At 56.3% G+C, this 26,833-nt stretch carries 31 protein-coding genes and 1 pseudogene; 27 read left to right on the top strand and 5 right to left on the bottom strand.

All coding sequences use genetic code 11. From position 1 onward, the window contains the following. Nucleotides 1-17: 17 nt before the first annotated feature. Nucleotides 18-2,246, top strand: coding sequence for a fused MFS/spermidine synthase (locus QEV83_RS09310; protein WP_280130907.1), 2,229 nt, complete (start codon nucleotides 18-20; stop codon nucleotides 2,244-2,246). A 36-nt stretch (nucleotides 2,247-2,282) separates the two neighbouring features. Continuing rightward, nucleotides 2,283-3,512 carry a sensor domain-containing diguanylate cyclase gene (locus QEV83_RS09305; protein WP_280130906.1) on the top strand — a complete coding sequence of 410 codons (1,230 nt, stop codon included), beginning with the start codon at nucleotides 2,283-2,285 and terminating at the stop codon, nucleotides 3,510-3,512. A 92-nt stretch (nucleotides 3,513-3,604) separates the two neighbouring features. Here the strand turns inward: QEV83_RS09305 and QEV83_RS09300 are convergent, their stop codons facing one another. Both QEV83_RS09300 and QEV83_RS09295 read right to left on the bottom strand, forming a co-directional pair. Beyond that, nucleotides 3,605-4,966: a TadG family pilus assembly protein gene (locus QEV83_RS09300; protein WP_280130905.1), complete on the bottom strand. Its 1,362-nt coding sequence runs from the start codon at nucleotides 4,964-4,966 to the stop codon at nucleotides 3,605-3,607. A gap of 8 nt (nucleotides 4,967-4,974) precedes the next feature. Further along, a complete protein-coding gene (locus tag QEV83_RS09295; RefSeq protein WP_280130904.1) occupies nucleotides 4,975-5,508 on the bottom strand; it encodes a TadE/TadG family type IV pilus assembly protein in 534 nt (177 codons plus the stop codon). A 204-nt stretch (nucleotides 5,509-5,712) separates the two neighbouring features. Between QEV83_RS09295 and QEV83_RS09290 the strand changes: the two genes are divergently transcribed. The 14 genes and pseudogenes from QEV83_RS09290 to QEV83_RS09225 all read left to right on the top strand — a co-directional run bounded on the left by QEV83_RS09290 (nucleotide 5,713) and on the right by QEV83_RS09225 (nucleotide 17,845). Next, a complete protein-coding gene (locus tag QEV83_RS09290) occupies nucleotides 5,713-5,862 on the top strand; it encodes a Flp family type IVb pilin (protein ID WP_280130903.1) in 150 nt (49 codons plus the stop codon). A 62-nt stretch (nucleotides 5,863-5,924) separates the two neighbouring features. Next, nucleotides 5,925-6,587: an isoprenylcysteine carboxylmethyltransferase family protein gene (locus tag QEV83_RS09285; protein ID WP_280130902.1), complete on the top strand. Its 663-nt coding sequence runs from the start codon at nucleotides 5,925-5,927 to the stop codon at nucleotides 6,585-6,587. Between the two features lie 151 nt (nucleotides 6,588-6,738). Beyond that, nucleotides 6,739-6,924, top strand: coding sequence for a Flp family type IVb pilin (locus QEV83_RS09280; RefSeq protein WP_280130901.1), 186 nt, complete (start codon nucleotides 6,739-6,741; stop codon nucleotides 6,922-6,924). A gap of 193 nt (nucleotides 6,925-7,117) precedes the next feature. After that, nucleotides 7,118-7,303, top strand: a complete 186-nt coding sequence (locus tag QEV83_RS09275) for a Flp family type IVb pilin (RefSeq protein WP_280130900.1) — start codon at nucleotides 7,118-7,120, stop codon at nucleotides 7,301-7,303. A 164-nt stretch (nucleotides 7,304-7,467) separates the two neighbouring features. Then, complete coding sequence (locus QEV83_RS09270; protein ID WP_280130899.1) at nucleotides 7,468-8,040, top strand: A24 family peptidase; 573 nt, start codon at nucleotides 7,468-7,470, stop codon at nucleotides 8,038-8,040. Beyond that, nucleotides 8,010-8,981: a Flp pilus assembly protein CpaB gene (gene cpaB, locus QEV83_RS09265; protein WP_280130898.1), complete on the top strand. Its 972-nt coding sequence runs from the start codon at nucleotides 8,010-8,012 to the stop codon at nucleotides 8,979-8,981. Before QEV83_RS09270 ends, cpaB begins: the two co-directional genes overlap by 31 nt. After that, entirely contained in the window at nucleotides 8,981-10,201 is a 1,221-nt protein-coding gene (locus tag QEV83_RS09260) for a cellulose synthase operon protein YhjQ/BcsQ (RefSeq protein WP_280130897.1), read from the top strand. Before cpaB ends, QEV83_RS09260 begins: the two co-directional genes overlap by 1 nt. 2 nt (nucleotides 10,202-10,203) lie before the next feature. After that, complete coding sequence (locus tag QEV83_RS09255; protein WP_280130896.1) at nucleotides 10,204-11,601, top strand: CpaF family protein; 1,398 nt, start codon at nucleotides 10,204-10,206, stop codon at nucleotides 11,599-11,601. Nucleotides 11,602-11,605: 4 nt separating this feature from the next. Further along, nucleotides 11,606-12,565, top strand: a complete 960-nt coding sequence (locus tag QEV83_RS09250; RefSeq protein WP_280130895.1) for a type II secretion system F family protein — start codon at nucleotides 11,606-11,608, stop codon at nucleotides 12,563-12,565. 19 nt (nucleotides 12,566-12,584) lie between these two features. After that, a complete protein-coding gene (locus QEV83_RS09245) occupies nucleotides 12,585-13,547 on the top strand; it encodes a type II secretion system F family protein (RefSeq protein ID WP_280130894.1) in 963 nt (320 codons plus the stop codon). 441 nt (nucleotides 13,548-13,988) lie between these two features. Further along, nucleotides 13,989-14,123, top strand: a pseudogene (locus QEV83_RS09240) (IS5/IS1182 family transposase); the annotation flags it as partial. Nucleotides 14,124-15,216: 1,093 nt separating this feature from the next. Then, entirely contained in the window at nucleotides 15,217-16,749 is a 1,533-nt protein-coding gene (locus tag QEV83_RS09235; protein WP_280130893.1) for a type II and III secretion system protein family protein, read from the top strand. A 30-nt stretch (nucleotides 16,750-16,779) separates the two neighbouring features. Beyond that, on the top strand, nucleotides 16,780-17,202 hold the full coding sequence (locus tag QEV83_RS09230) for a hypothetical protein (protein ID WP_280130892.1): 423 nt from the start codon (nucleotides 16,780-16,782) through the stop codon (nucleotides 17,200-17,202). A 94-nt stretch (nucleotides 17,203-17,296) separates the two neighbouring features. Then, a complete protein-coding gene (locus tag QEV83_RS09225; RefSeq protein WP_280130891.1) occupies nucleotides 17,297-17,845 on the top strand; it encodes a tetratricopeptide repeat protein in 549 nt (182 codons plus the stop codon). A 201-nt stretch (nucleotides 17,846-18,046) separates the two neighbouring features. Here QEV83_RS09225 and QEV83_RS09220 read toward each other — a convergent pair whose 3' ends face one another. Beyond that, the gene (locus tag QEV83_RS09220; protein WP_280130890.1) at nucleotides 18,047-18,658 is read right to left on the bottom strand and encodes a hypothetical protein; all 612 of its coding nucleotides are present in this window, start codon (nucleotides 18,656-18,658) and stop codon (nucleotides 18,047-18,049) included. Here QEV83_RS09220 and QEV83_RS09215 point away from each other — a divergent pair, their 5' ends adjacent. The 6 genes from QEV83_RS09215 (at nucleotide 18,659) to QEV83_RS09190 (ending at nucleotide 22,374) form a co-directional block, all read left to right on the top strand. Further along, nucleotides 18,659-18,994 (top strand): hypothetical protein, encoded by a 336-nt coding sequence (locus QEV83_RS09215; RefSeq protein WP_280130889.1) that lies wholly within the window; start codon nucleotides 18,659-18,661, stop codon nucleotides 18,992-18,994. Nucleotides 18,995-19,087: 93 nt separating this feature from the next. Continuing rightward, nucleotides 19,088-20,439 (top strand): IS3 family transposase gene (locus QEV83_RS09210; protein ID WP_280128402.1). Its coding sequence is split into 2 segments (ribosomal slippage): nucleotides 19,088-19,424 and nucleotides 19,424-20,439, totalling 1,353 coding nucleotides; the frame shifts between segments, so codons are not numbered across the junction. 110 nt (nucleotides 20,440-20,549) lie between these two features. Continuing rightward, nucleotides 20,550-20,759, top strand: coding sequence for a hypothetical protein (locus tag QEV83_RS09205; RefSeq protein WP_280130888.1), 210 nt, complete (start codon nucleotides 20,550-20,552; stop codon nucleotides 20,757-20,759). Nucleotides 20,760-20,914: 155 nt separating this feature from the next. Beyond that, nucleotides 20,915-21,409 (top strand): hypothetical protein, encoded by a 495-nt coding sequence (locus QEV83_RS09200; RefSeq protein ID WP_280130887.1) that lies wholly within the window; start codon nucleotides 20,915-20,917, stop codon nucleotides 21,407-21,409. A gap of 107 nt (nucleotides 21,410-21,516) precedes the next feature. After that, nucleotides 21,517-21,774 carry a hypothetical protein gene (locus QEV83_RS09195; protein WP_280130886.1) on the top strand — a complete coding sequence of 86 codons (258 nt, stop codon included), beginning with the start codon at nucleotides 21,517-21,519 and terminating at the stop codon, nucleotides 21,772-21,774. Between the two features lie 330 nt (nucleotides 21,775-22,104). Beyond that, nucleotides 22,105-22,374 (top strand): hypothetical protein, encoded by a 270-nt coding sequence (locus QEV83_RS09190; RefSeq protein ID WP_280130885.1) that lies wholly within the window; start codon nucleotides 22,105-22,107, stop codon nucleotides 22,372-22,374. A 59-nt stretch (nucleotides 22,375-22,433) separates the two neighbouring features. Here the strand turns inward: QEV83_RS09190 and QEV83_RS09185 are convergent, their stop codons facing one another. Further along, a complete protein-coding gene (locus QEV83_RS09185) occupies nucleotides 22,434-22,646 on the bottom strand; it encodes a hypothetical protein (RefSeq protein ID WP_280130884.1) in 213 nt (70 codons plus the stop codon). Between the two features lie 240 nt (nucleotides 22,647-22,886). Between QEV83_RS09185 and QEV83_RS09180 the strand changes: the two genes are divergently transcribed. From QEV83_RS09180 to QEV83_RS09170, 3 genes are all read left to right on the top strand, one after another. Then, nucleotides 22,887-23,123, top strand: coding sequence for a hypothetical protein (locus QEV83_RS09180; protein ID WP_280130883.1), 237 nt, complete (start codon nucleotides 22,887-22,889; stop codon nucleotides 23,121-23,123). A 45-nt stretch (nucleotides 23,124-23,168) separates the two neighbouring features. Next, nucleotides 23,169-24,386: an IS256 family transposase gene (locus tag QEV83_RS09175; RefSeq protein ID WP_280130882.1), complete on the top strand. Its 1,218-nt coding sequence runs from the start codon at nucleotides 23,169-23,171 to the stop codon at nucleotides 24,384-24,386. A 109-nt stretch (nucleotides 24,387-24,495) separates the two neighbouring features. Continuing rightward, the gene (locus tag QEV83_RS09170) at nucleotides 24,496-24,792 is read left to right on the top strand and encodes a hypothetical protein (protein WP_280130881.1); all 297 of its coding nucleotides are present in this window, start codon (nucleotides 24,496-24,498) and stop codon (nucleotides 24,790-24,792) included. Nucleotides 24,793-24,901: 109 nt separating this feature from the next. Here QEV83_RS09170 and QEV83_RS09165 read toward each other — a convergent pair whose 3' ends face one another. Further along, nucleotides 24,902-25,267: a phosphoglycerate kinase gene (locus tag QEV83_RS09165; protein ID WP_280130880.1), complete on the bottom strand. Its 366-nt coding sequence runs from the start codon at nucleotides 25,265-25,267 to the stop codon at nucleotides 24,902-24,904. 475 nt (nucleotides 25,268-25,742) lie between these two features. On the opposite strand from QEV83_RS09165, the gene QEV83_RS09160 reads away from it, so the two are divergent. After that, entirely contained in the window at nucleotides 25,743-26,153 is a 411-nt protein-coding gene (locus QEV83_RS09160; protein ID WP_280130879.1) for a helix-turn-helix domain-containing protein, read from the top strand. 115 nt (nucleotides 26,154-26,268) lie between these two features. Beyond that, nucleotides 26,269-26,784 (top strand): IS630 family transposase, encoded by a 516-nt coding sequence (locus QEV83_RS09155; protein ID WP_280130878.1) that lies wholly within the window; start codon nucleotides 26,269-26,271, stop codon nucleotides 26,782-26,784. Nucleotides 26,785-26,833 lie beyond the last annotated feature (49 nt).

The raw sequence follows: 26,833 nt of genomic DNA, 5'->3' as shown, positions 1-26,833 counted from the left end.
GCTGCCAGGGTTACGCAATGCTCATCGCGACACCTGATATCCCCCTTACGACGATCAAACGGCATGCGGCGGGCTCCGTACTGCTGGCCGGCTTCACGGCTTCACTCTTTCTCTCGGCCTTCCTGTTGTTCTCGGTCCAGCCTGTTGTTTCGCGCATGCTGCTGCCGCGACTGGGCGGCTCGCCGGCGGTGTGGAACACTTGCGTCTGTTTCTTTCAGGTAGCTCTGTTATTCGGCTATGGCTATGCGCATTTCGTCGCCAGGCGGCTGCAGCCGCGAGCCCAGCTTGTCTTGCACGCGCTAGTGCTCTCGTCGGGCCTTGTCGTGCTGCCTCTTTCATTGGGCGCGGATGCGCCAACCGCCGCCGCCGCCCCGATCGGCTGGCTGCTGGCCCGCCTAGCGCTTGCGGTAGGGGCGCCTTTTGTTGCCATCGCCGCAACGGCGCCGCTGCTGCAACACTGGTTCAGCCTAACCACCCATCCGCAAGCGCGGGACCCTTACTTCCTGTACGTCGCCAGCAACTCCGGCAGCCTACTCGCTCTTCTGAGTTATCCCGTGCTTATCGAGACAACACTGGACCTTTCCGGACAGGGCCGACTCTGGTCGGCCGGCTTTGCCGTCACCGCCGCTGCCGTGGTGGCTTGCGGCATCGCGGCGCAACGCTACCCGGCGCCCGCGACTGCGCCAGGGCTGGTCGTGGAGACTGCGGCATTGACCAGCAAGGCGGAACGGTTGCGCTGGGTGCTGCTTGCTTTCGTACCCTCGGCTCTGATGCTGGCGGTCACCACTTATATTACGACCGACATCGCCGCGACACCACTATTCTGGGTAATGCCGCTCGCGATCTACATCGGCACTTTCATGCTTGCCTTCGCACGGCGGCAATTTATCGGGCAGCGCACTCTACTCGCGCTTCAGGGGATGGCATTGGCCGCTGCTGGTCTCATTGGAATGTACGGCACGCCAACTATCGTCAGCCTGATCAGTTCGCTCAGCGCTTTCACTTTGACAGCCGCGGTCTGCCATACCGAACTGGCGCAACGGCGTCCGGACGCGCAGGGTCTGACCGGTTACTATATACTGATTTCGCTGGGAGGTGCTTTGGGCGGAGTGTTCTGCGCATTGCTGGCGCCCGTGCTGTTCCTTGGCCCCTGGGAGTATCCGCTGCTGCTGATCGCGGCTTGCTTGCTACGGCCGCCGCCGCGAGCCACCCGGCGCTCGGAGAATTGGGCGATCCGTGGCGATTTGCTCTTGCCCGTTGCGCTCACAGTGCTCGCCATCGCACTGCTGTGGGCGGCCAGCCCCGCCAGTCCTGAGGCGCTGCGCCCGGTGGCACATGCCGCGTCGATCGTGGTGCCGGGGGCGGGGCTGCTTTGGTTTGCTAAACGGCGAGTGCGGCTGGCGATGGCACTGGCGGGCTTTTTGCTGTTTCCGGCGCTGGTGGACGTATCCGACACATTGATGATGACGCGCAGCTTCTTCGGCGTCCATCGCGTGCGCCGTCTGCCGAACGATGACCTTGTGGTGCTGCAACACGGCACCACCATCCATGGCATGCAGAGCACCCGCCCAGGCGAGGAGCTGACGCCACTCGGTTATTACGATGCCGCCGGCCCCTTCGGTAGGCTATTCGCGGCCCTTGGCCGGCGGGCCTCGCCGATCAGCGCAGTCAGCGTTCTCGGCCTTGGCACTGGCGGGCTAGGCTGCTACGCGCGTCCCGGCGAAGTATGGACCTTCCGCGAAATCGATCCGGTCGTGGAGCGCCTTGCCCGTGACGACCGCTGGTTCCATTTCATGGCAGGCTGCGGCAACCACTCGTCCGTGGTCCTTGGCGACGCGCGGCTTACCCTCGGGGCCGACACCGCCGCCCGCTACGATCTGATGGTCATCGACGTATTTAGCTCCGATAGCGTGCCGGTTCACCTGATCACACGCGAGGCGCTGGCGCTGTATTTCGCCCGCCTCAAGCCGGGAGGAGTTGTGCTGTTTCATGTCAGCAACCGCTACCTCGATTTGACACCGGTGGTCGCCCGGCTGGCCGCGGACGCCGGTGCGCCGGTTCGCCACCTGCTGGTGCCGTCCATTGGCACCGAGCGACGGCGAATTGGCGCCGAGGTAGTGGCTGTAGCCGCGCCCGGCGGCGAGCTCGACGCCCTCGCGGCCGATGGCTGGGACGCGCCACAGCCGGGTCCCGTTCTTTGGACCGACGAGAGTTCAAATATCCTTGGAGTCATTCGTTGGCGCTGACACGCGCGGAGTCTTTTAAGCGAAGTTGGAACTGGCATGGATACCAATGAACCTAAACCACACGCTTTGGAGGATCGGCTGGATGCTTATGCCAATTGGGTCGGCGAGCTCCGCCGCGGCCATAGCCCGCCGCAACTGCCGGAAGACACCGCGGAACCCTTGGCCAAGCTGAGCTGGGAGCTACGGCTCTTGGCCGACGTCATCGTCCGGCGCGAGGACCAGCTCATAAAGTTGTTAGAGGTGGTGCATACGGTCGAGCGCGGAATTCTTGTCGAGGATGTGCTTGACAGTATCTTCAAAAGTTTTTCCGCGATCATTCCTTATGACCGCATCGGCTGCGCCTTCCTCTCAGATAGTGGAACGCGGCTGACTTCTTTTTGGGTGCGCTCCAACCTCGGACCGCCGCAGATTACCAAGGGCTATTCGCAGCCGATGGAGGGAAGCAGCCTCCAGGAGGTGTTCCGGACTGGCGAGCCCCGCATCCTGAACGATCTGGAATCCTATCTCGACGCCGAGCCGCAATCGGACTCCACCCGCCGCATCGTGGCCGAGGGCGGCCGATCGAGCCTCACCTGTCCCCTCTTCGTCGATGACCGCCCGCTCGGAATCCTTTTTTTCACGAGCCACGAAAAGCGCGCATATGGAAAGATCCACCAGACGGTCTTCCGCCAGATTGCCGAAGAGGTCGCCACAGTGATCTACAAAAGCCGTCTGTTCCAGGAGCTGGTTGAGCGCAACCAATTTCTCGTACGCCAAGCTGAGCAACTCAAGCAAGCCGCCAACCGTGATGCACTGACCGGCATATTGAACCGGGCGGCTGTCATGACATCCCTCGAGCGGCAGATCCGGGCCAACGCGGCTGCCGGAAGGACCCTCGGCGTGATCATGGCCGGCATCGATCAGTTCAAAGAGATCAATGATTCCTTTGGCCATGCCGCAAGCGACATGGCGCTCCACGAGTTCGCGCGGCGGCTTTCCGCCATTCTCCGGCAAAGCGATTATTTTGGCCGCTACGGGGGCGAGGAGTTCCTGCTCATTGTCGGCGATACGAACAGGCAGCAGGTGATGCAGGCTGCGGAGCGTTTCCGTTTGGCTATTGCCGACTCGCCGTTCGACCTCGGAGCCGCAAGCCGGCCGATCACCGCCAGCTTCGGCATTGGGCTCAACTCGGGCGCCGCCGAGTCCGCGGAGGCCGTCGTTGCGGCAGCCGGCCGGGCTCTCTATGCCGCCAAGGCCGGCGGACGGAACCGGTGCGAGCTTGCCTGACCCGCTGCGCCGCTAAAATCGCCTTGCTCGAGCTTCGTCAATACCCGCTAGTTAGACTGGCCGATCGAAACCCGCATCGCCAGGGCAGGGCCCTACGTCGTACCATTGGGGATCAACATTGCGTTGAGCAGACTGGTTGCAATATTCTGGAAGATACTACTGAGGGCGGAGATTGAATTAACTGACACGCAGCCTGATGGGTTGTCGGAGTAAAACTTCGACGGAACCGAGGCAATTTGTTGCAAGGCAGAGCACGCGGATATGCTAGGTGTATCCGTGCTGCAACTGCCCGATGATGATGTCGACGCGCCATAGGCAACCGAGTACACCCAAGTTCCCGCTGCCGTGGCGGATTGAGCAGCGGTAATCGCCTGACGGCACTGGTTTAAGGCTGCGGGGTTTTTGCTGGTGTTTGTGTTACCATTCCCCACGTTGGCGGCAGTAGCATTCGCGTCTCCGTCGCCTATGAAAACGATCACATTCTGCTGCCCCGCCTGATGACTAGCCGTGAGGGCGGTCTGCGCCGCGGTGATGACACTAGCGTAGTAGGTTGCAACTCCGCCCACGGCACTCAAACCTGAACAACTGGAGCCTGCTACTCCCGGGATAGAGACCGCTTTCGTGAGGTTGGAACTAGAGTTCAGACTGGTGGCAGACGCACTGGTGCGGTAATCGGTCGATGACGAAATGATCTGGTATACCGCGTTCGCCGCAGTCGTGTAATTCGCAATCGTTGGTGCGCTGGACGAGCAATCATATTCCTTCGAAACTTGGCTTGCATTTGTCAGCCCTGGGAACACCATCAAGCCAACTTGGTCCACCGTCGGCGACAATTGGCGTAGTAGAGTCTGGATCCCGTAGTTCGCGCAGTTAAGTCTCGATGGACTCGATTTCCCCGGGATCGAGCAGTTGGCATCAGTTGTGTTCATAGACTGCGTCGTGTCTAATATCATCATCACGTTGAGCGGCGGGGGCGCGCCGCCCTTCGAGCTTGCGGTCGCGGTCGCCGAGATCGTCACGCTATTGATGCCGAGCGCACCAGCGAAGAATGTCGGCACCACCGCCGTCTGCGTCACCGTAATGGCGTTTGCGGCGGCCTGGCTTCCGTAGGTGAGGCAAGGAATGCCCAGGCCCGTGCCGTTCAAGTTCTGCAGGGCAGTCAGGCACTTCAACGTAGGCGTCGTCGTCACTGTCTGCGCGGAAAAGAAGTTCTTTTGACCACTCTGGGCGCCATAGGTGATCGCCGTAGTGGTCGCCGTTCCAGAGGGGATGTTTTGCCCTCCCGCCAGCGCCGCGACATTGGCGGAAGCTTGGAGATTGCTCTTGACGTAGATGAGATTGGCGACGTCAACCGAAATTGCGGCGAATCCGAAAAGCATGACCATCGAGAGCGCTGCGATGACCGCGACGACGCCGTCCTCGCCCCTCCACAACTGGCGAAGAAAGGAGCCCATTCCCCGTCTCACATCACATACTCCGTCACCGTCGAGGTTAGAGGGCAAAACGTGGTGTTAATCCCTAACCATGCCAAACCCGACGTGGACAAGATTAATGGGCAAGGATATGTCACCGTCACTGACGCGGATCCCCCTGGATAAGCATTCTTAAGCGCGGTCAGGCATCCAGCGTCTCCCGTGCAGGTCGCCCCCTGGACAGACGTGGTAATAGTTAAATTCGCTTGAACCAGGGATGCCGCCGCTGACTGAATCTGGGTCACAGTAGTGCTATAAGGTGTCGAAGAAGGGAGCGAGCGGCCTTGCGAAAACACCAGCGCACCGGCGGCCGTGGCGTTCGTCAGCACGCTGATGTTATTGAAGATTAGCGCATATTGAACGATGCCCAACAATATCGTGAGCAGCAGAGGAAGAACCAGAGCAAACTCAATAGCCACCGTTCCGGTGCAATCCCTCGCAAGATCGCAATTCCGGCGGATCATGGCGCAAATCGCCCGGTTCTGAAAAATCTTGAGCGGCAAAAAAAACTTAGTTTTATTCATCTCACGGCCTCACGGCCTCACGGCCTGCCCAAAAAACAAAAACTCTACCGGCGCGGGAACCAAATGGATAATAAACTATTTTAATTTAGCGTATTTGATATATGTCAATTAGCAGACTAAATCGCAATATCATAATTTAATAATTATTCAAAAAAGGAGCCGCATGAGTTGCGCAACTTAGCCAAGCACTTGGTGGTCTGGCTTATGGTTGATTCCAAAAGCGGAGTTACAGCGATCGAATATGGGCTCATCGCCGCTCTGATCGCCATAAGTATCATAACGGCCGTAACACTTACTGGAACGCATCTTGCGGGTATATTTAATTACGTCGCGCCTAAAGTGGCAGCCCCTTAGTGACTAAGGCTTGGCTCTCGTTCTGGCCGCGCCCAGTCGTCGGGCGGGACACCGTTTCCCACATGGATTCTGAGCACGCCCGTGCGCTAATGGTGCGCCTTTGCGCCTGCACCTGGTTTCTTGTCCTGGGCGCGGCATCCTTCAGGTCCGTCAGCAGCCTGATAACGGACATCGCGGCTGGCCATGCCGGCCCGGGTGCTTGGCCGGCTCTGTTCTCGGAGGGGTGCATCGTCCTCTTCTACACGATCATCTGCTGCATCATGCTGCTGCGGCCAGAGCCGGTCAGCCGGGCCAAAGGGTTCGGGCCGGTATTGTTGGCGCTGGCCGGCACCTATGGCGCGTGGTTAATTCCCCTGCTGCCGCGTGGCCCGGAACTTCCCACACTCGTTGCGGCATCGGCGGCGATCCTCATCTTCAGCGAGGTGCTGATTGTCTACACGCTGCTATCCCTGGGCCGGTCGTTCAGCCTGATCCCGCAAGCGCGCAAACTGGTCACAAACGGGCCTTACGCCATAGTCCGGCATCCACTCTATCTGGTCGAGGAGGCCGCGATTGCCGGCATTCTGTTGCAATACGCTTGGTTCGCGGCCCTACCGTTCCTGGCGCTACATGGAACCGTGCAGATCCGGAGGATGCTCCTTGAGGAGGAGGTCCTCCGGATGACTTTTCCGGAATACCCCGCATACGCGCGGCGCACGCCGCGCCTTATTCCCGGTGTGTGGTGACCACCTTGCTTCCTGGCGTATCCGGGCCCCCGCTCTGTTAAAGAAGGGACCGTCCAATTGTTAATTTCAATTAAAAATAATTGACATAAGACAATTGATAAATTTACACTAATTGTTATATTTCAATTACAATTTAAAAAAGGGGAAGGAAATGCGCAGCTTAAACAGAACTGTAATCAGCTGGTTTTCAATCGAATCGGAGAGCGGCGTTACGGCGATTGAATATGGGCTTATCGCCTCACTGATCGCGGTCGCTATCATTGTAGCTGTAACACTTGTGGGAACGAACCTTGCGGGTTTGTTCACTTACATCGCGGGCAAGGTCGTCGCCCCCTAAAAGTTAACGCACAGCAGCATAGCTAAAGGCTTTGCCCCACTCCGCCGGATTCCTGATCATAGAATAATTATCTCTACAGGTGAGGGAACGGACCGACCTATCAAGAATTATGACGAATTGCTGTCGATATATCTCAAATGATAGTTAACACAGAAATATTTTAACCATGTACATATTCAGCAAGGAAAATGGAATGCGTAAATTAAGCAAAACTGTAAGCAACTGGTTTTCGCTCGACTCGGAGAACGGCGTTACCGCGATCGAATACGGGCTTATCGCCTCACTGATCGCACTTGCTATCATCGCCGCCGTGACGCTTGTCGGAACAAACCTTGCGGGTTTGTTCAATTACATAGCGGGCAAGGTCGTCGCTCCCTAGCGGTCAAAGCCTAGCGTTGATCTTGATGCAGGAGAGTTGCCCAAAACGTCATGTTTCAAGGGTAACTCTCTCGCACATTTGAGAAATTCTGTCAGCGCTGGTTGAAACGTGGCGGTGATCTCTCGGTTGGTTGGCGGAAGCTACGTGATAGCGGCGAAGAGAACATGAGCTTTCTTCTTCCCATCTATGTGATCTCCTGGCCAGTGGCCTTCATCCTGCTTGGCATCTGTGCCAGTACGGACTTGAAGGACCGGATTATTCCAAATGAGCTTGTGGTTGCGATAGCCGCGATCGGCGTGGCCCAGGCCCTTGTCGCGAGACCCTGGCAGGTTTGGCTAAGCCTGCTCGCCGCCGCCATTGTGTTTTGCGGGCTTGGGATCCTTTCCCATTACAAGATAATCGGGGGCGGCGACACGAAGCTCATTAGTGCCGTGACATTTCTTGTCGCGCCCGATCGCGTGGGACAACTTCTGATCGAAATCGCACTGGCTGGCGGGCTGCTCAGCTGCCTTTACCTCGCGGCGCGTTACCGGCTCAAAAGCCAAAGTTCATCTCAATCAGCTGCGGTGGAAGTTGCTCTTCCGGAGAGCGGGCTTGCTCTCATGATTAAGACCGAGCGCGCCAGGATCGCGGCGGGTAATTCCTTGCCCTATGCCGTGGCCGTGCTAGGCGGAGTCAGCACTTACATCGCAAGAGAGTTCTTTCAATGTTTTTACGCAATGTCCTGCTCGCTGTAGGCGCTGTTTTCGTGCTCGCGGGTGTTGGCCTCATGATCGCGTGGTTCGGACAGGCGAGAAACACGCCCGCTGGGGTCGCAACACAGGTCGAAACCCAACAGGCCGTGTTGACGGCGGCCCATGCAATCCCTGCCGGCACATTGCTACGAAAAGAAGATATCACGTTTAAAGACGTAGGTCCGGGAGAGGTGCACCCCGGAAATCTCCTGCGTGGACAAGAGACTGAATTTTTGGGTACGTCCAGCCGACGCGATTTCGCCGAAGGCGAGCCGTTGATGGCAAACGAGTTTACCAAGCCTCAATCCCTCGCCACGGTACTCAAGCCAGGATACCGCGCCGTATCCATTTTTGTTGACGCGGCGCAGAGCGCGGCGGGTATGGCATTGCCGGGCGATCATGTCGATGTGATATTGACCCAAAGCTTCGACGACAAAATTACCACCGATCCCGGGCGCAAGACAGTGGGCGAGACCGTGCTGCATGATGTGCGGGTGATCGCCATCGATCAATCGCTGAACCCGCCGTCTACTGTAGTCACTACGCTCAGCAGCGTCAGCACCGAAACCCGTATTCCGAAAACAGTCACACTCGAGCTTTCTGAACGGCAAGCGGAAGAGCTTCTGGTTGCCCAGCAGCTTGGCAAGTTTCAGCTTGTGGTACGGCCCTTCGCGGCCACGGCCACGGCGCGGCCGGAAGTCGTACGTGCCGCTAAGCCTGTTTGGGCATCGGATGTCTCCCTGGCTCTCAACGAAATCCACACACTGCCGCTGGCGGCGCCATCGTCGGTGATAGGAGCACCGCCGCCAGCGCTGCAGTCATGCAATCCGGCCACCGGCAGCACGCTCGACGGCGACGTTCGATGCCCCCCCCACTTCGGTTATCAGATCGCCCCGTTGGCTTCGACAGTCGTCGTGCCCCCTTACGTCGAGAGACGCCCATAATGCGGAGAGATGCCTACACGGCTACCGTGCCCGGAAGCGTCGCCGCTTCAACCCCAGGCCGCGTAGCGGCGCCTACCGCGAAAGTTTTTGTCTCCGATCAGGACTCCGAGGGAGTCATCCGTCAATCGCTGAGCGATCTTGGCGTTGATGACGCCGAATTCACGAAAGGCACGGTCGAAACCGCAAGCGCGGCACTCGCCACGCAGGCGTCACCACGCCTGCTGATTGTGGACCTTAGCGGCGTCGATGACCCGCTCGCGCGCATCGATGAGCTCGCGGGAAGGTGCGAGCCAGATGTAAGCGTCGTGACGGTTGGTGACCGGAATGACGTTATTCTTTACCGTCATCTGAAAGAGGCAGGCGTTGCCGAGTATTACTTCAAGCCTTTGGTTCGCGATCTGGTTAAACGTACCTGCAGTAGCATTCTCAACGGGGGGCAGGTCAAATCTACGGGTTTACGCAGCGGCAAGCTTATCTTCGTCCTGGGTGTGCGCGGTGGCGTCGGAGCCACCACGATCGCGGCAAGTGCCGCCTGGCACATGGCCGAGAAGGAACAGCGTTGGGTCATGCTCGTCGATCTCGACATGCAGAATGGCGACTCGGCGCTCCTGCTTGATTCGTCGCCAAGCCACGCTCTCCGCGAAGCATTCGAAAAACCCGATCGCGTCGACAAACTCTTCCTCGAGCGCGGAACGATCCATGCGAGCCAACGTCTCGATGTGCTGGCGTCTCTTGAGCCCCTGGGCGCGAACATTCCGCTGAATGAAGACGCCGTACTGTTGCTATTCGGAAAATTGCTGCATCGGTATCGATTCATCTTCGTCGACATGCCGGCGTCCGCCGCGGTTGGGCTGATCCGGGTGATGCGCGAGCCAAGCACCTGTGTGTTGGTCAGCAATGCCAGTCTATCATCGGCGCGCGAATTGGCGCGGTGGCGGGAGTGGATCGGACCTAATTCTCCTGAGCGGAAGACGCTGCATGTTCTCAACATGGCCGGAGCTAATGGCGGACTGTCGGAGGGCGAGTTCATTCACGTCGCCGGCCAAGCCCCAGACATCACAATTGCATATGATCGAGACATTGCGATCGCTTCAAATCTTGGGATTAAGGCCACTCAAAAATGCGCTGTGCTCAACACCGGGATTGCGAAGTTGATCCGTGACTTGGCGGGAGAACCGGTCGCGAGGCCGCGCTCGCTGTTCAGCCGGATCTTTGGTTAGATATGGCCCAATTCGGCAAAAAGAGTATCAGTGAGACATCGGCCCCTGAGCCGGTGGTGACGAATGCGCCGCAAGCCGAAGTGGAGGCGAGCTTCGACGCCTCGATGAAAGCCTCGAGGGTGGGGATGTCCGAGGCAAAGGACTTCATCCGCGATCAGATCTTCATGCGTATAGAGCCTTTGGTCGCAGTGCGGACCAGCAAGCCGGAGCTTATGGCCTTCGTCAATAAACTTGTGGCCGAGATCGCCAACGACCGGAAAATTCTTCTGAATCAGGACGAGCAGCGCCTTCTCGGAATCAATATCGTTGACGAAATGGTTGGGCTTGGACCGATTGAGCCGCTTTTGCGCGACCCGTCCGTTGCCGATATCCTCGTCAATGGACCGCGGATGATCTACGTGGAGCGGCAGGGCAAGCTGCAGCTTACGAAGCTGCAGTTCCGTAGCGATGCGCACGTCCTGCACGTGGCGCAACGCATCGCGTCATCAATTGGACGCCGTATCGACGAATCAAGTCCTATGCTGGACGCAAGATTAGCGGACGGCAGCCGCGTCAACGTAATCATTCCGCCGCTCAGCCTCAAAGGACCATGCCTTTCGATCCGCAAATTTTCGAAATCGATGATGGACTTCGCAAGCTTTATCGCCACCGGCTCCGTCTCGCCGCAGCTCGCAAAAGTGCTCGAGATCGCGGCTCGTTGCCGCTTGAATATCATTATCTCCGGCGGTACCGGCTCTGGTAAAACGACCCTGCTCAACTCTCTTTCGAGCATGATCGACCCGGGCGAGCGCATCGTCACCATCGAAGACGCCGCCGAACTCCAACTCCAGCAGGCTCACGTCATTTCATTGGAGACGCGCCCGCCCAATCTCGAAGGGCGCGGTGATATCAACCAGCGGGCTCTGATGGTTAACGCTCTTCGGATGCGGCCCGACCGGATCATCGTGGGAGAGGTTCGCGGACCGGAGGCGTTTGACATGATGCAAGCGATGAACACAGGTCATAATGGCTCCATGTCAACCGTTCATTCCAACTCCGCACGCGATGCGCTGGGACGCATCGAGAATATGATTTTGATGGGAACCGGTAACCTCCCGATGCGGGCAATTCGTACCCAAATCACCAGCGCGCTTGACCTTGTGGTGCATACCGAGCGCATGCGCGATGGCGTTCGCCGTGTTACCGAGGTCGTGGAGGTTGTCGGATTGGAAGGAGAGATGATCACCCTCGGCAATTTATTCAAATACAAATTCGATGGCGAAAACGCGGATGGCACCCTCCGTGGGAGCTTCGAAGCAACACAGGGCCGGCCGCATTTTCTTCCGCGGATCGAGTATTACGGATTAGGTTCCGCATTCCTGCAAGCGCTTGGCGTTCAAGAACAAAAAATCGGGGATTAACCGCATGCAGTCCGTCGCCGTGCTAGCTCTGGTTCTGCTGCTCTTTGGCGTGTTCGTACTTACGGCTGCGCTCATGATGAGCCGAGGGAGGCGCCTTGAAATGGAGCGGCGCTTGAACCTTGTTGCCGGCATCAGGGAGACGCTGGTGACGGCCGAAACTCTCGGAGGGTTGCTGAAGGTCCGAAGCAAAGAATTTGATGTGAAAGTGCGGCGTATATTCACGATAGGAATCAAACGTACCTGGGCAATGCAAATCAACTCACTCACGCTGCTGCTGGTAGCCGCTTTATCGGCCGGTGGGGTGTGGATTTTGACGTACCATTTCTTCGATCTCTCATTATTGCTTTCAACCGTCGTAAGCTTATTTGCGTCGTTTATCGTGCCGCGCTTTATTCTTTCCCGGCAGCAGAAACGAACCGAGCGCAAATTCATAGATCTGTTCCCTGAAGCGGTCGATACCGTCGCGCGTATGGTCCGGGCAGGCCTGCCGATCACGGCGGCGATGCGGACTATCGCCGTCGACGCATTGCCACCGGTCAACACCGTGTTCGCCACCATCGCCGACCAGTTGAGAATCGGTGTTCCAATCGAAGACACCTTGGATTCAAGCAGCAGGGAAATAGGGCTTCCGGATTTCCGCTTTTTCACGGTGGCAGTGGCGTTGCAGTATGCGACGGGAGGCAACCTCTCGACCACACTGGATATTCTTTCCGATATTATACGCAAGCGGCGCGCGACGCGTCTCAAGGCCAAGGCCGCGACCGGCGAGATTCGTATCACCGCCTATACGCTCGGCGGGATACCGGTTCTAACGATAGGGGCGTTGCTTGTCATTCAACCGGGCTATCTCACCCCTTTATTTACGGACCCGCGTGGCCATTTGATCATCGGGATGGCTTGCGCCGCCATGATGTTAGCGTTCCTTTCCATGCGGATGATGATGCGCAGCGTGACCGACGGTTGAAGGAAATATGGGCAAAGCCATGAATATGTCGGAGCTCTGGAATTCTGTGACTTTACCGGACCTGATGGCGCTGTTTGGCACATCTTCGCTAGTTGTGGGCGGCGCGGCTCTGATCGCTTCCAGTATTCCAATGCGCGCCGAGCTGGTGCAGCGCCGCATCAATTTGGCGCTGCCACAAACCGCCCTCGCAACGGCTGAAGCGGCGCGGAAGGCCCATCCATCCGTTATTCAACATCTCCCTTCGCTGGCAGCAGGCCTGTCAGATGCTGAGCGGCGGCAGGTCGTCCGGCTGTTTTCGAACATCCATGTGGCTTCCCATCGGGCGATCCTATATTTTTTCTTCGCCAGGCTTACTCTGGCCGGGACTCTCGGCGCGATGACGCTGGTGCTAGCTGGGCGTCTTGCCGTCTTTGCGGCGTCTTGGTGGCCGCCGGTTTTGGCTGCGCTCGTTGCCGCGTTAGCGGGCTGGCTTTTGCCCATCCTCTTCATCGCTCGCATAGTAAAAGCGCGGAAAAAAGCTGCCGCTTTAGGGCTGCCCGACGCGCTTGAACTGCTGGTGGTCTGCGTGGAGGCCGGTTTATCCCTTGAAGACGGGATGCAGCGGGTCGCACGCGAACTCAAAGTTTCACAACCGGCGCTCGCCGACGAACTCGATCTGACTTGGGCCGAACTCAATATTCTTCCTAGCCGTGCTCAAGCGCTGGCCAATTTAGCTGATCGCGTCGATGTTCCAAGTGTGCGGTCGGTTGTCAGCATGCTGTCTCAGAGCCTGCAATTCGGAACGCCACTGGCGCAATCGCTGCGCGTGGGCGCGGTAGAGATGCGCGCTGACCAATTGACGCTCTTGGAAGAGAAGGCAAGCCGGCTGCCGGCGCTGATGACCATTCCGGTAATGCTATTCATCATGCCTACGATCTTTCTGATCATAGGCGGACCGGCGGCGCTGAGATTGATCGACACTTTCCGGGGTGGAATGCATTGAAACAGGTGTTGGTAGAGTATGAACAGGAGTACCTATTACCCAAGCGAGATTCTGTTCATAAGGACCAACTGCCGCAGCTATCCAATGGTGAATGGCTTCAGATAATCTCGTGTCCGGAGGGGATCCTCGCCGAGTGAGCGACCAGCGCTATCGGATGAAGTGTTGGAGGAAGAAGGGGATTCCGCAGGGCTTTTGAGTTCGTGTTTAGCTTCGTCGCGGCCTCTTGCGCGGCCGGCTGCATAAGCCATCCGTACAATGGCTCGAAATCCATCTTCTGTCGGCGCCAGAAGCTCCGCACTTTTAATTCCTATGATCTTCTTTGAAGGCATTTTCTTCGCCAATGATTTAGGGAAAAAATTGTCGCTGAAGATTCTGGATAAAAAAATCGATCGCAATCCACATCACCCATTTGAGATAACTTTTATATTCACCCGCTATTTATCCGTCGTTGAGCGCAGCTTCGGACCGCTCAAGGACTTCGCCCGCTTCGCCACGCGCTATGACAAGTTCGCCAGAAACTCCTTCTTTACGCTCTATCTCATTGCTATCGTTGTCTATTGGCTTGAAATTGTTTGAGTCTCGAATGTAATATTTCCGCCAATCTTCAACGCAGGACGACATCGAATGGCACGAAATCGCGGTACAGAGGGGCGTTACGCTTAAGCATTTAGCCCTGATGAACCGTGGCTCACAGCTATGGAAGTGGTGGATTCCTAAAGATATCGTAAACCAGCCAAAAGATCATTCCTATAAGAATAACACCAAGGACGAAGAGCATGCGGGAGTCTGGGGTTTGAATATCCATTAACTCAATCCACCTTTGGCCCGTTATTAGGGCGGCAAAGCGAAATCACTTTTCAAGCGCGAGTTTGCTCATCGAGAGCAAGATTCCTGATAGGAAGAATAAATGGACAGGGCTTTGATTATCGCCGTGGCGCCTGCTGCCGCATCCCCCGTTCAAGCTACTGAAACATCGAGTAGCGATCAGCAGGGATGCACGATCAAACTGTCGCGAGCCTGATGTTCGACTCGCTCCCCGCGCTCGCCCGCTTCAGCCAATCCCTCAAAAAATAGCAATCGGGAGCCGGAATGACCTTCAACGGATCCATAATCAGGGGCGATGCGGGTTTAACTATTGAGCAATAGGCTAAGATCGAGCCGTGGTTGCCGGCGAACTCGCGAGATCGAAAACGCAAAGACGACCGGTTGATTTTGAGCGGGATCATGCGCGTGCGGCCCCACAAAGCAGGAACCCACACCGCAATCTTAAATTTAATTGGTACAGACTCTGATTATTTAATTTGCCCTGGTGAATTTCTTTTCACCAGCGACGCCTTCGCCTTCATAATGACAACATTTCTAAACAAGAAATAAAATCAACTATGAATTAAGGTATTATTGTAATTATTAATAGGAAGGGATGCGGCCAGTTTGCTAATCTCGTCCGATACTGCACTGCAAGGTGGTTTGCTGAGTTCATGGCCGAGGCAATCGAGTCTGCTCTTGAATTCATCTTTCGGATCGCTGGTGTTTTGATGCGTGAAAGCAAATCCGCCGCGCAATAACAGCTTCGTTTAATATTCAAATGGGGCGTGGCATGTTTCACAAGTTGGTAGGCAGTATGGACCAGGCTCCTCAAAGTTGGGGGTCATCAGCCAATCGAAGCCACATGTTCGGCCGCTGGGGAGCGGCATTGGCCCTCATGGCTATGGCAGTCGGCCTGGGGTTCTGCGGTGCGGGCGCAGCGAGGGCGCAGCAGGCGAGCGTTCTTCAAAATGAAACCGCGTCAGCGCACCACATTACGTTGACCCGCTACAAATCCCGCACGCTCCGGTTGGAGAGGCCATTTAGCCAAGCGGTCGTTGGAGCTCCGGATATTGCCGACGTCTTGCCGATGTCCGATCGCGTAATCTACATCCAGGGAAAGAAAATCGGAACCACCAATGTATCGGTGTTCGATCAAGACAAGCACCTGATTAGCGTGATCGATCTGGACGTGACCCTAGATATCCAGAATATCGCGAATAAGGTTCGTTCTGGTACGGAGAGCCCCGGCATCCGCGTTTCCAGCAGCAACGACCAAATTGTGTTGAGCGGTGAGGCGAGGAATTCCGTGGATGCCGACCGGGCGGTCTCGATCGCCAAATCAATGGTGACGATGCCCGACGGAAAGGAAGTCGACCCCGATAAGGCCAATAACTATGTCATCAACGCGATGCGCGTCGCCGCGTCGCAACAAGTGATGCTGAGAGTCCGTTTCGTCGAAGTAGATCGCACAGCAGAGCGGGATCTCGGTGTGAACTGGTTCGGAACCAATAAGGGGCAAACATCCGGCGTCAACTCAGGATTAGGTGCTCCGGTCGGACCTCTCACTCAAGTTGGTCAGACACCGGGCCCCACGCCTGGTGGAGTTCCTCTGATCCAGACGCTCGCAACATTTGTTTCAGGAGGACTCAACCCCATAGCTGGCGCGCCGTTCGGCGTTGGCCTTTTTAAACTCGGCACCAGCCTCGACGTTCTCGTCACAGCGTTGGAAGCGAAAGGAGTTGCGCGCCGGCTCGCGGAGCCCGATCTCATTGCTCTCTCCGGTGATACCGCAAGTTTCCTCGCGGGCGGACAATATCCCGTGCCTTCGGTGCAGTCGTCTTCGGGCACTGTCCCCGTGATCACCACACAATACTACCCCTACGGCGTGCAGTTGACGTTCGTCCCAACCGTTCTCGCCAATGGAATCATCAATCTGCGCCTCAACCCTTCGGTGAGCGAACTTGATTATAAGAACGTAGTGATAATCGCCGGCACCGCCATACCGTCGATTACCAAACGGGAGGCACGTACAACGATCGAACTGCGCGACGGGCAGAGCTTCGCCATCGCCGGTCTTCTCCAATCGGACAGTTCGCGGGATATTAATCAGGTGCCGTGGCTTGGTTCGGTGCCTGTTCTCGGCGCCTTGTTTAGCAGCAAGGCGTACCAGCAGAATGAGACCGATCTGGTGGTGATCGTCACGCCGCATCTTGTCGAGCCGGCGGCTCCGGGCCAGGCGCTTGCGACACCATTTGATAAAACCCTGCCACCCAATGATATCGATTTATTCCTGATGGGCCGGCCGGAAGTCCGCAAGCAATATACAGAATATGTGACATCGGGGGGACAGCTGACAGGGCCCTATGGTGATATAATGCCCCTCGACCCGAAATGATGGAGCGGTGAGATGCTAGGGAAGGATCGAATGACGAAACTAACCGGCTTGATCGCGCTTGTGATCCTGACCGCCGGTGGCATTGCGCGCGCGCAGGACGCCCGCTTGCAGTGTAATTGTTTGGTTTTGCCTCCTGTTGGCTATGCGGGCGTGCAGGACGATCCGTTTTGGGATGAAATTGGACGCTATTTTCAAAGGATCGATACAAACTCCCTGGTCTCTGGTGATGCCAGGGAAGTGAATGCGGTCACCCAGATCATTGACCCCTGGCCGCCCTATGCCCGCGACCGGCGCATTCCCGCGAATGGCCGGCGCATGGTTGGCGCGATCGACCGCTATCAGAATCCGAAGAAACTGGGCGCTCAGGCCCCCACCCTGGCTCCAATTATTACTCAAAGCCTGACTGGCGGTACCGGCGCAGACATTGGCAGCGCAGGTATGGGTGGCTATTAGCAGAATCGCGCGGCAACCGTCCTTGGTCCAGGCCGCGCCGGGGTTCATTCGACTCGATCCGCCCAGTCACGGGCTTTAAGGCATAATTAAACCAATGGCGCGCGTTTTTCCTCTCCTGACGGCCGGATTTCTGGCAATTGCGCTTGCGGGGTGCTTACCCGGCGAAGAGCCGCCGGCCGCGAGCGCCGAGAATCCGCCGCCGCCGCCCGGTGTTGAAAACGCATCAACCACCTTGTCGGTCCAAACGCCCGGGGATGTAAAATACTATCCTTCGGACGAACCATTGCATTTGGGCCAGGAATATTTCAATCGCGGGATTTACGGAGTGGCGCAGCGGTATTTTCAAGATGCGGTCGAAAAGGCCCCGAAGGACCCAAAAGCATGGATCGGACTTGCAGCCTCCTATGACCACCTGAGGCGCTTCGATCTAGCGGACCGTGCGTATCATCAGGCCATTGGGCTAACGGGTGAAACCACGCAAATTCTCAATAACCAAGGTTATTCCTATATGCTGCGCGGCAAACTGACTGCGGCTCGGGAAAAATTCAAGGAAGCTTTTCAGCGCGAACCAGATAACCCGACGATCCAAAATAACATCAATCTGCTGAATGGGAGCTATCGATTCGTCGAACGCGAGCAATAGGCCGCGTCTCGGTTTTGCAGAATTGCTGCGGTCGTATGATCGAAAAGAGAGGGCCGGGTGCCATCGAGTGCGGCAAAGGGATAGCGGAAGTGCGAATACGCGTTTACCTCCGACAGCCGCAGTCTCGTAACGGCCAATACGGGGCGAACGGCTTGTGGCCGTGAGCAAAATATACTTATCTTTAGGTCGAAGCTTATTTAATCAGATCACGGCGTCACTGCCCGCAAAGCGCAAGGGCTGAATCCTGTCGTCGTCATAATGGTCGATGCCGACGCTGACGATATGCACACGGCGGCGCGGGACGGCGCCCGGACCCGCATCGAAGGTTGACGGCTGGCTGTACAGACCTGACGGGCCGCGCGCGAGAAAGGCAACCCAGCGTGCGCCCAGCAGACGCTTGGAGCTCACATCAATGGTCATCGCGCCGGCCGCAACTGGAATGGTATCGGTCATCAATCCGTCCTGATAGACGCGCACCTCCTCCATCGGATCGCCCCCAACGACTCGAACTTTCGCCGCGATCGACTCAGCGGTGAAGGCCGGCTTCGCCGCGATTGAAGGCGGGAAAGTTTTGACCGCGGGCGGTTTGAACTCCTCCCCAGCCAAGGCACGTTTCAAAAGATCGTTCTCATGAAAAAGCTTATGAAATTGATCAAGAGTATATTCACCACTGCGGCCGGGGAAGCGCACAGCGACATGGCTCGCGCCTTCGGCCGTCGAATCGAACTGGCCGGAGGGGGTCCAGACCACGACCTCGTCGTCGACAATGCGGCCGGAGAGAAGGACGTTCTCTTTCGTGGAGGCTTGCGTCAAATGACCTTCTGCATCTTTCTGCCCTTGCCGCAGCGCGATCACTTGGAAACAACTATCCTTGTCGAGCTTCACAAGAGTTTTCAGGTCCTTCGAAAGGGAGAGGCGTTGCATCACCCCGGGCGAAGGGAGATCATCGAGCAGATGGAGCTATCTACGCTTGTCGAGATCGTAGACCGCTGCGGCAAAGCTCCTTTGCGACCAAACGACGAGATAACGATTGAAAAAAAGCTCTACTTCAAAACCACATCCAAAGAAGTTGCCATCAGAGCATTTATTGCCATTATCGCCACCCCGCTCATCGGGAAACTCAGCTCTCAGATCCAGGAGCTGACCTAGGCGCCGACTGTCCGGCGTCAGCACCTGTGAGACAGATTTAGCGGGTTGAATAACGGAGGATTTCTGGCTCATCGTAACCATCGAGGAGTGGAGATGAGCCAGAAATCCGGAACTGCCAAGTCGTCCTCCGAGCGGATCGTGAAGGACATTCGCCGAGCAACGCGCAAGCAATATTCGGCGGAGGAGAAGATCCGCATCGTGCTGGACGGCCTGCGCGGCGAGCATAGCATCGCGGAACTCTGCCGGCGCGAGGGCATCGCCGAGAGCCTGTATTACACCTGGTCGAAGGAGTTCCTGGAGGCTGGCAAGCGGCGCTTGGCGGGCGACACGGCGCGTGCGGCGACCAGCGGCGAGGTCAAGGACCTGCGCCGGGAAGCTCAGGCACTGAAGGAGGTCGTCGCCGAGCAGGCGCTGGAATTGCGCCTGCTCAAAAAAAGCATGATCGCGGATGGGGAAAGCGAGGAATGAGATATCCGGCTTCCGAGAAACTGGAGATCATCCGGCTGGTCGAGCAATCCCATCTGCCGGCGCGCCGGACGCTGGAGAAACTCGGCGTCTCTCGCGCCACCTTTTATCGATGGTGCGACCTTTGCCAGACTGGCGGGCCAGAGGCCCTGGAAGACCGATCTCCCAGGCCCGACCGCGTCTGGAACCGAATTCCTGACAATGTGCGGGGCCAGATCGTGCAACTGGCCCTGGACGAGCCGGAGCTGTCGCCACGGGAACTGGCGACACGCTTCACCGACACAAAAAGCTATTTTGTTTCGGAAGCTTCGGTTTATCGCCTGCTGAAGGAGCACGACCTAATCGCCAGTCCCGCCTACATCGTCATGAAGGCCGCCGATGAGTTCAAGGACAAGACGACGGCGCCCAACCAGCTCTGGCAGACCGACTTCACTTATCTCAAGGTGATTGGTTGGGGTTGGTTCTACCTCAGCACGATATTGGACGACTTCTCGCGCTACATCATCGCCTGGAAGCTCTGTACGACGATGAAGGTCGGGGACGTCACGGAAACACTCGACCTGGCGTTGCAAGCCGCGGGGCTTGATCACGCCAAGGTCGTCCATCGTCCGCGATTGCTCTCGGACAATGGCCCTTCCTACATCTCGGCCAATCTGGCCGAATGGCTGGACAAACGCAACATGGATCACGTGCGCGGCGCGCCCTGCCACCCGCAAACACAGGGCAAAATCGAGCGCTGGCATCAGACGCTCAAGAATCGCGTCTTGCTTGAGAACTATTATCTGCCCGGCGACCTGGAAGCCAGGATCGACACCTTCGTCGATCACTACAATCATCGCCGCTATCACGAGAGCCTGGACAATCTCACGCCGGCTGACGTCTACTTCGGCCGAGGACAAACCATTCTGCTGCAACGAGAAAGGATCAAACGAGCCACCATCCAAAATCGTCGCTTGCAACACCAATTGAACGCCGCATAAAATCAAACATCAGATGAGCCGCGTCCTCCATTAAATCACGCCGCCATCTGTCTCAAATTATCTGACGACGGACACTATGTACTTAAATTAACTTATGGACTGAATTCGTCATGCTTACTAACAAATATGCAAAGGCAGCCGTCGCTGGTCTTGCTGGTGGTGTTTTTTTCGTGGGATCAGGTGTTGTCATTTCTGGTACTCTTTTTCCTAGAAAAGCCACACCAATTACAGAGACGACAATGCCCGGAGATAACTGCAATCATGCAGCCGTTGTACATATGAATAATCAATCCGTATTGAAATTACCAAATTACCTTTAGATTGCAAAATCTTACCTCAGTAAGCACTAGATTATACCACGAGTAAATGATGTGCTTGAAAACATTCTGAGTGTGGATTATTAGTTTGCGTGCTCGGCAAAAAAATCGATGCTAGCGTTCTTTTGAACTGTCCAAGCTAAAATAAGATTTTCGTCATGGTCGAAGCAGTTCCGTTCTGGCTTGCCTCTTTAATTACCCCGATCATCGTTATTCTCGGTCTCTCTGCGGTCCGCTTAGTAGCAGGTCTATCGCAGTCACTTGGACTTGATATAATCGCGACGTTAATTATTTTTGATGCCGCTGTTATGTATCAACATCAAGAGTTTGAAAATTATATCGTATATGGCCCATTTAAGCCAATAACACAGTATATTTATGTGGCTATGGTAATTGCTGGATGTTTTTTCTTGATGATTTTGTTAATTAACGAGCGTAAACTTTCGGAATATAATGAGGCTAGCCTAGAACAATTGAAATTGAACTCATGTAAAACTCAACCTTGCGCTTTGAAAAGCGGAATACAGATAGCACGTTTTCCATGGATTTCTTATTCATTATCGTTAGTTATTGTAGTTGTATATATTTTCGGTAGCGTAACTCCTTTTATATATGGACGACTAGGTAGCGTCACTACTTTTATATATGGATGACTATGATGCTAGTGTTTTTACAGATTATATTGATAGGAACTATGATAGCCACATTAATCATAATGCCTTTCGGATATATAGTTTCGCGTATTAAGGATGGTCATTCATTGTCTACAGCCAATATAACTGCATTTTCGTATGCAAAAATTCTTCGAGAGATCCTTCTATGGGCGTTATTTATGGTGGCAGGCGCTGTAGCTGGAGTCGTTGTAGGAATGGTTTTCCATTTCATCGTGAATATATTAGCCTCTGCGTTCACGGATAGCAGTGGTATCGATGACACACTGAAACTTATTTCTCTTGGTGTTGCTATGATTGCTGCTTGTCTTGCGATTAGCAACCTGACCAATACTGCGCATTCATAGCGGATATTAGACCCAATATTTCTTCGCTTGTTCAAGCGCTGGTCAATGCGATGCAGGACGGTCGCGGTCATGCTTTCAGCTTTCTTTCCGAGACGCCGAAACGGGCGGAAATCCGCAATATCCGCGCCGTCCGGCGGGCGCCAGCCCGACACGCCCGAAAGACGGCGTTTAAACGGGCCTGAGAGCCCACAAAATCAAAGCGGCAAATTTCTCAAGATCGCCCGGCCGGTGATATAATGGATCATGACCTATCGCCGTCGCACAGGAGCCAGACGACCGCCGAAAAAGCCACAGGACGCAGCTTCTGGCGTGTTGTTTTTGCGTAAATTCATGCTGAAGCTGTACGACCGCGAGGACGGCCACGCAGCCGACTGGCCCCTGATCGCGGAAACCCTGCTGCGCGAAGCGTTTTACGCGCTCGATCAGGCGCCAACGGACCCGCGCGCCGTCAATCTATTGCGGCACCTGCATTCCGATTCCTATGATCGCCTGACGGCTGATCCACCCGCGATCGATGCGCCGCCGCGCCCGCCGGACCCTGCGCCATATGCAGCCATCCCCCATTCACCGCGCCTGGATGAGCGCGACAGATTACGATAAACGTCGTGGCAGGTTGCACGTTAGGCGCAAAGTGACGCCGCAGCGAGGACATCGTTCCCTCAAGACGACTCTTCCGGCGGATTGATGATATTCGCGGCGATCAGCCTGAACGCTTCGTCAACGGTCATGAATGTTTCAGGCAATCCGACCTTGTGATTGGCGACGCATAATTTCATCTCGCCGCAGGCCTGGCAGGGTACTTCCAGCATGGGCGCGGGCTGTTCGAGAGGCTTGAATTGCGGATGCTTCTCCGCGCAGGCAAGGCAGATCACGGGGCTGTCCCTTCATGATTGGAGCGTGGCCGGTCGTTGGTAACGGAGTCTGGCCTTCGTTCGCCAACAGCCGTTGCATCCGATCCCGCTGCAGGCGCACCCTAATGCAAAGCGGGGTCGGTGTGAATCCCTGATACGGCCGGTTTCACGATGACCAGTTCATGACCAGCAATGCGCCTTGAAGACTCGCCAGCGACATCAAAAATAATCGGGAAGGATATCGCACGGGAGTCTTCAAAAATGTCTTGGAGAAAAATTCAGGGTGATGAACTGGAACGGCTGCAGGATCGGTTTGAAATGCCGCCGCAAACGATGATCCGGGAAGCCTCGACTCTGCGGACGCCGTTTTATCACAATGGCGAACTGGTCAGAATGACCGACGGCACAAGCACCATTTACCTGGTCGCGGCCGGTTCGGGCGATCTGTTTCAGCGAGACTATTATCCGCTGAACGGCACAGGCGCGGGCCTGTCGTGAATTTCGTGTGTGGCTTGGGCAATAGGGGAAAGAAGGAGATGTCCCATGGCCCGACGCAAGGAACCTCGAATCCCCGACGCTATCCTCGACCAGCTGTTAGCTGGGACGGACCCCAAAACGGCATTCGATCCCAATGGCTTGCTCGATGATCTGAAGAAAGCTTTGGCGGAACGGGTGCTGAACGCCGAGATGGATCATCATCTGGCGAAAGCGGATGACGGCAACAGCCGCAACGGCTACGGCAAGAAAACGGTGGTGACCGACACCAGCCGCATCGAGTTGGATGTGCCGCGAGATCGGCAGTCGAGCTTCGATCCGCAGCTGATCGCCAAATACCAACGGCGTTTTCCAGGGTTCGACGAAAAAATCATCTCGATGTATGCGCGCGGCATGAGTGTGCGCGAGATCGTCGGACATTTGCGCGATCTCTATGGCGTCGATGTGTCGCCGGATCTGATTAGCGCGGTGACGGACGCTGTTCTAGACGAGGTGGCCGCGTGGCAGAGCCGGCCGCTTGAGCCTGTCTATGCGCTGGTTTTCTTTGACGCGCTGCGCGTGAAAATCCGTGACGAGGGATTGGTTCGCAACAAGGCCGTCCATGTCGCGCTCGGGGTGCGGGCTGACGGAACAAAAGAGATTCTGGGCCTTTGGCTCGAACAGAATGAAGGTGCCAAATTCTGGATGCGCGTCATGAATGAGATGAAGAACCGCGGCGTCGAGGACATCCTCATCGCCGTCGTCGATGGGCTCAAGGGCTTTCCGGAGGCCATCACCGCTGTGTTCCCGGATACGACGGTTCAAACATGCATCGTGCATCTGCTGCGACAGAGCCTCAACTTCGTATCCTACAAGGACCGCAAGCCCGTGGCGGCGGCCTTAAAGGGCGTTTACCGCGCCATCGACGCCGTAAGCGCAGAAGCGGCGCTGACCGCCTTCGAAGCAGGCTCCTGGGGTCAAAAATACCCTGCGATCGGCCAGAGCTGGCGGCGCGCTTGGCCCGAAGTGGTTCCCTTCTATGCGTTTCATCCGGACGTGCGCCGGCTGGTGTACACCACGAACGCTATAGAGGCGCTGAACTCCAAATTGCGCCGGGCCATACGCGCTCGAGGCCATTTTCCAACCGATGAGGCGGCGATGAAATTACTGTTTTTGGTCTTGAACAGGTCCGAGAAAAAATGGAACATGCCCGCCCGTGAATGGTCGCTCGCCAAAGCCCAGTTCGCCATTTTGTTCGGTGAGCGTTTTACAAAGGCGATGGCCTAAAGATGTTCAACCGCCCAGACCATACACGGAAATCCTGACAGTCCCCACAGGCGCCGATATCCACGCCGCCAACGAAGCCGCGGGACTCGTCCTGACGCTGGACAACGCCATGTATTATCTTTTGTTTTTCACGCTGTTTCTGCAGCTGGAAGACGGGGAACCCTGCATGATCGTTGAGTCCCTGGACGGCTACACGCTGGTCAATGAAAACAAGCCCCATCAACGCATCCGTGAAGATTTGCGTTTCGTCTGCTTCAATGACGCAGCCGAAGAAGAGTGCTTCCTCTTCAAGGGCTACATGGTCTATCGGGGCGAACTCTTCCGCGTATCGATGCGCGTCTACAAAAACGGAAATGTTGAAATGCTCGACGATCATCCGATGGGACGTCTCGTCCGGCTTCACTGAGTCGTACCCATAACTCGGACGCGAAAGACAGGCCGCACGATCGGCGGCAGCCCAGCCCGTGGCAAAAAAAGGAAAGGGCCGCCGCCATGCGGCCCTTTCCCAAACATCGTTACCACCAGGACGAATAAAAGACCGTCAGCCCCGACTCGATCGCGGCGCGGGCCTTGCCGACGAACGCCAGGTCATCGGTGATTTCAGAGCCATCCGACTCCCCGAAAAAGAAGCCTTGCGTATCCGGCAGGTTACCCGCCTTGATATCAGCTTCCAGGCGATCGAGATCGGACGAAGTGAGGACCATGCTGACGCAATTGAACGACTGCTCGGCGCCGCCCTTATCACGATAAAGATCCTCCATCCAGCCATGCAGGTTAGGGTGCTTGCGCCAGTAATGCAGTTCGGCGTCCTGATCCGTTTTGAAATCGACATCCGAAGCAGGCGTTTCGGTTGTCGTCCATGCGTACATATCCAGTCCCATCGTGGTTTTCCTTCTTGCTGGAGGCCGCCACAGCGGGGCCTCGACGCGACCCGTCCGAAGAGCCGCACAAGGCAGGGGGGCAAGAAGGCGCAGCCGATCCTTTGTTGGGTTCCCTCCTTAAGGGTCGAAGAAAGGTCTTGCCGCCCTGACGCGGGTCTTCAGGGATCGCGCGAATTCGAGGCCTTTTGGCAGGCCTGCGGAGACGGGGAAGTATGCTGGAGTTCGGCAAGTTCGGAGTGTTTTAGGCCGAATGTCCGTGCCGGTTTGGAGGCGGGGATCGGACTTCAGCTACTGACGGCTGTTCGAAATTTGAGGGATGAAGTCGCGTTTTCGTATGATGGAAAGATGCCGGTCTCATACCGCTTCCATAGCGGATTGAATCGAGGCGTTTGCGGCAGCGGATAGAATATCCCATTAAATTGTCTTTGGGATGCAAGGTGTGATTCGCTCAGATCATCTGATTCGGAGGGAACAGATGATCAAGTGCACCAAAGGCCAGGTCCGGCGTTTGAAAACAGCGCTGCGATGGAAAATACCGCCGGAGCAACGTCAGCGCATCCAGATGGTGTTGCTGCGCGAGAGCGGAATGACGCAGCCTTTGATTGCCACGGCAATGGGCGTGTCGCTGAGCACGGTGAACCGAGCGCATATGGCCTACGACCAGGGGGGACTCGATGCGCTCAAGCCGAAACCAATCGGTGGACGCAAGCGCGAGAACATGACCTTGGAGGACGAAAAGGCCTTGCTGGCGCGCTTTGCCAAGGCCGCTGGAGCCGGCGAAATGTTGAACATTCACGATCTCAAGCCTACGAAAAGGCCATCGGGCACGAAACCAGTAAGAGCACGATCTATAATCTTCTGGCCCGGCACGGCTGGCGCAAGCTGATGCCGCGTCCATTTCACCCCAGACGCGACATGGCGGCTCAGAATGCTTTTAAAAAAATGGCTTTCCAAACGCTGTGAGGAAAGCCAAACGGGCTGCCGCCAGGCGAGGCCGTCGCTTGCGGATCCTGTTCGCCGATGAAGCGCGTTTCGGTCGGATCAACCGGCCACGGCCGTGCTGGGCCCCGATCGGCATCAGGCCCGAAGTCGCCTCCCAGCTCATTCGCGAATACATCTATTTGTACGACGCGGTCTCTCCGAAGGATGGGACTTGTGTCTATCTGATCATGCAGAGATCGGACACGGCGTGCTTCCAGGCCTTCCTCAACGCTCTGTCGCGAAAGTTTGCCAGGCAGGATATCCTCTTGGTTCTCGACGGCGCCCCCAACCATCGCTGCAGGGACCTCCTGCTTCCCAACAATATCTCGCTGCTCTTCCTGCCGCCATACTCACCAGAGCTCAACCCGAAGGAAAATCTCTGGGGTGAAATCCGCGAAAAAATCTTCAAGAACTACGCCCTTAAGTCAATCGACGCCGTGCGCGCCAAACTCAAGCAGGCGGTCCTCTACATCGAACGCAATCCCACAATGGTCAAATCCATCACCTCATTCCCCTACATCCGCAAGTCATTCTGATGTGGAAATGGTATCAGAAGGGCTGCTGTCATAGGCGCGGTCCGCCCTT

Source organism: Methylocapsa sp. D3K7, assembly GCF_029855125.1.
GTDB lineage: Bacteria > Pseudomonadota > Alphaproteobacteria > Rhizobiales > Beijerinckiaceae > Methylocapsa.
The sequence above is the reverse complement of the archived record's forward strand: the minus strand, read 5'-3'. Positions and strand labels throughout refer to the sequence as shown.

Bases quoted from the DNA above. Each gene is read 5' to 3' on its own strand.
- QEV83_RS09310 (WP_280130907.1), top strand. From the start codon at position 18: ATGCTCATCGCGACACCTGATATCCCCCTTACGACGATCAAACGGCAT.
- QEV83_RS09305 (WP_280130906.1), top strand. From the start codon at position 2,283: ATGGATACCAATGAACCTAAACCACACGCTTTGGAGGATCGGCTGGAT.
- QEV83_RS09300 (WP_280130905.1), bottom strand. From the start codon at position 4,966: ATGGGCTCCTTTCTTCGCCAGTTGTGGAGGGGCGAGGACGGCGTCGTC.
- QEV83_RS09295 (WP_280130904.1), bottom strand. From the start codon at position 5,508: ATGAATAAAACTAAGTTTTTTTTGCCGCTCAAGATTTTTCAGAACCGG.
- QEV83_RS09290 (WP_280130903.1), top strand. From the start codon at position 5,713: ATGGTTGATTCCAAAAGCGGAGTTACAGCGATCGAATATGGGCTCATC.
- QEV83_RS09285 (WP_280130902.1), top strand. From the start codon at position 5,925: ATGGATTCTGAGCACGCCCGTGCGCTAATGGTGCGCCTTTGCGCCTGC.
- QEV83_RS09280 (WP_280130901.1), top strand. From the start codon at position 6,739: ATGCGCAGCTTAAACAGAACTGTAATCAGCTGGTTTTCAATCGAATCG.
- QEV83_RS09275 (WP_280130900.1), top strand. From the start codon at position 7,118: ATGCGTAAATTAAGCAAAACTGTAAGCAACTGGTTTTCGCTCGACTCG.
- QEV83_RS09270 (WP_280130899.1), top strand. From the start codon at position 7,468: ATGAGCTTTCTTCTTCCCATCTATGTGATCTCCTGGCCAGTGGCCTTC.
- cpaB (WP_280130898.1), top strand. From the start codon at position 8,010: ATGTTTTTACGCAATGTCCTGCTCGCTGTAGGCGCTGTTTTCGTGCTC.
- QEV83_RS09260 (WP_280130897.1), top strand. From the start codon at position 8,981: ATGCGGAGAGATGCCTACACGGCTACCGTGCCCGGAAGCGTCGCCGCT.
- QEV83_RS09255 (WP_280130896.1), top strand. From the start codon at position 10,204: ATGGCCCAATTCGGCAAAAAGAGTATCAGTGAGACATCGGCCCCTGAG.
- QEV83_RS09250 (WP_280130895.1), top strand. From the start codon at position 11,606: ATGCAGTCCGTCGCCGTGCTAGCTCTGGTTCTGCTGCTCTTTGGCGTG.
- QEV83_RS09245 (WP_280130894.1), top strand. From the start codon at position 12,585: ATGAATATGTCGGAGCTCTGGAATTCTGTGACTTTACCGGACCTGATG.
- QEV83_RS09235 (WP_280130893.1), top strand. From the start codon at position 15,217: ATGTTCGGCCGCTGGGGAGCGGCATTGGCCCTCATGGCTATGGCAGTC.
- QEV83_RS09230 (WP_280130892.1), top strand. From the start codon at position 16,780: ATGACGAAACTAACCGGCTTGATCGCGCTTGTGATCCTGACCGCCGGT.
- QEV83_RS09225 (WP_280130891.1), top strand. From the start codon at position 17,297: ATGGCGCGCGTTTTTCCTCTCCTGACGGCCGGATTTCTGGCAATTGCG.
- QEV83_RS09215 (WP_280130889.1), top strand. From the start codon at position 18,659: ATGACCTTCTGCATCTTTCTGCCCTTGCCGCAGCGCGATCACTTGGAA.
- QEV83_RS09205 (WP_280130888.1), top strand. From the start codon at position 20,550: ATGCTTACTAACAAATATGCAAAGGCAGCCGTCGCTGGTCTTGCTGGT.
- QEV83_RS09200 (WP_280130887.1), top strand. From the start codon at position 20,915: ATGGTCGAAGCAGTTCCGTTCTGGCTTGCCTCTTTAATTACCCCGATC.
- QEV83_RS09190 (WP_280130885.1), top strand. From the start codon at position 22,105: ATGCTGAAGCTGTACGACCGCGAGGACGGCCACGCAGCCGACTGGCCC.
- QEV83_RS09180 (WP_280130883.1), top strand. From the start codon at position 22,887: ATGTCTTGGAGAAAAATTCAGGGTGATGAACTGGAACGGCTGCAGGAT.
- QEV83_RS09175 (WP_280130882.1), top strand. From the start codon at position 23,169: ATGGCCCGACGCAAGGAACCTCGAATCCCCGACGCTATCCTCGACCAG.
- QEV83_RS09170 (WP_280130881.1), top strand. From the start codon at position 24,496: ATGTATTATCTTTTGTTTTTCACGCTGTTTCTGCAGCTGGAAGACGGG.
- QEV83_RS09165 (WP_280130880.1), bottom strand. From the start codon at position 25,267: ATGGGACTGGATATGTACGCATGGACGACAACCGAAACGCCTGCTTCG.
- QEV83_RS09160 (WP_280130879.1), top strand. From the start codon at position 25,743: ATGATCAAGTGCACCAAAGGCCAGGTCCGGCGTTTGAAAACAGCGCTG.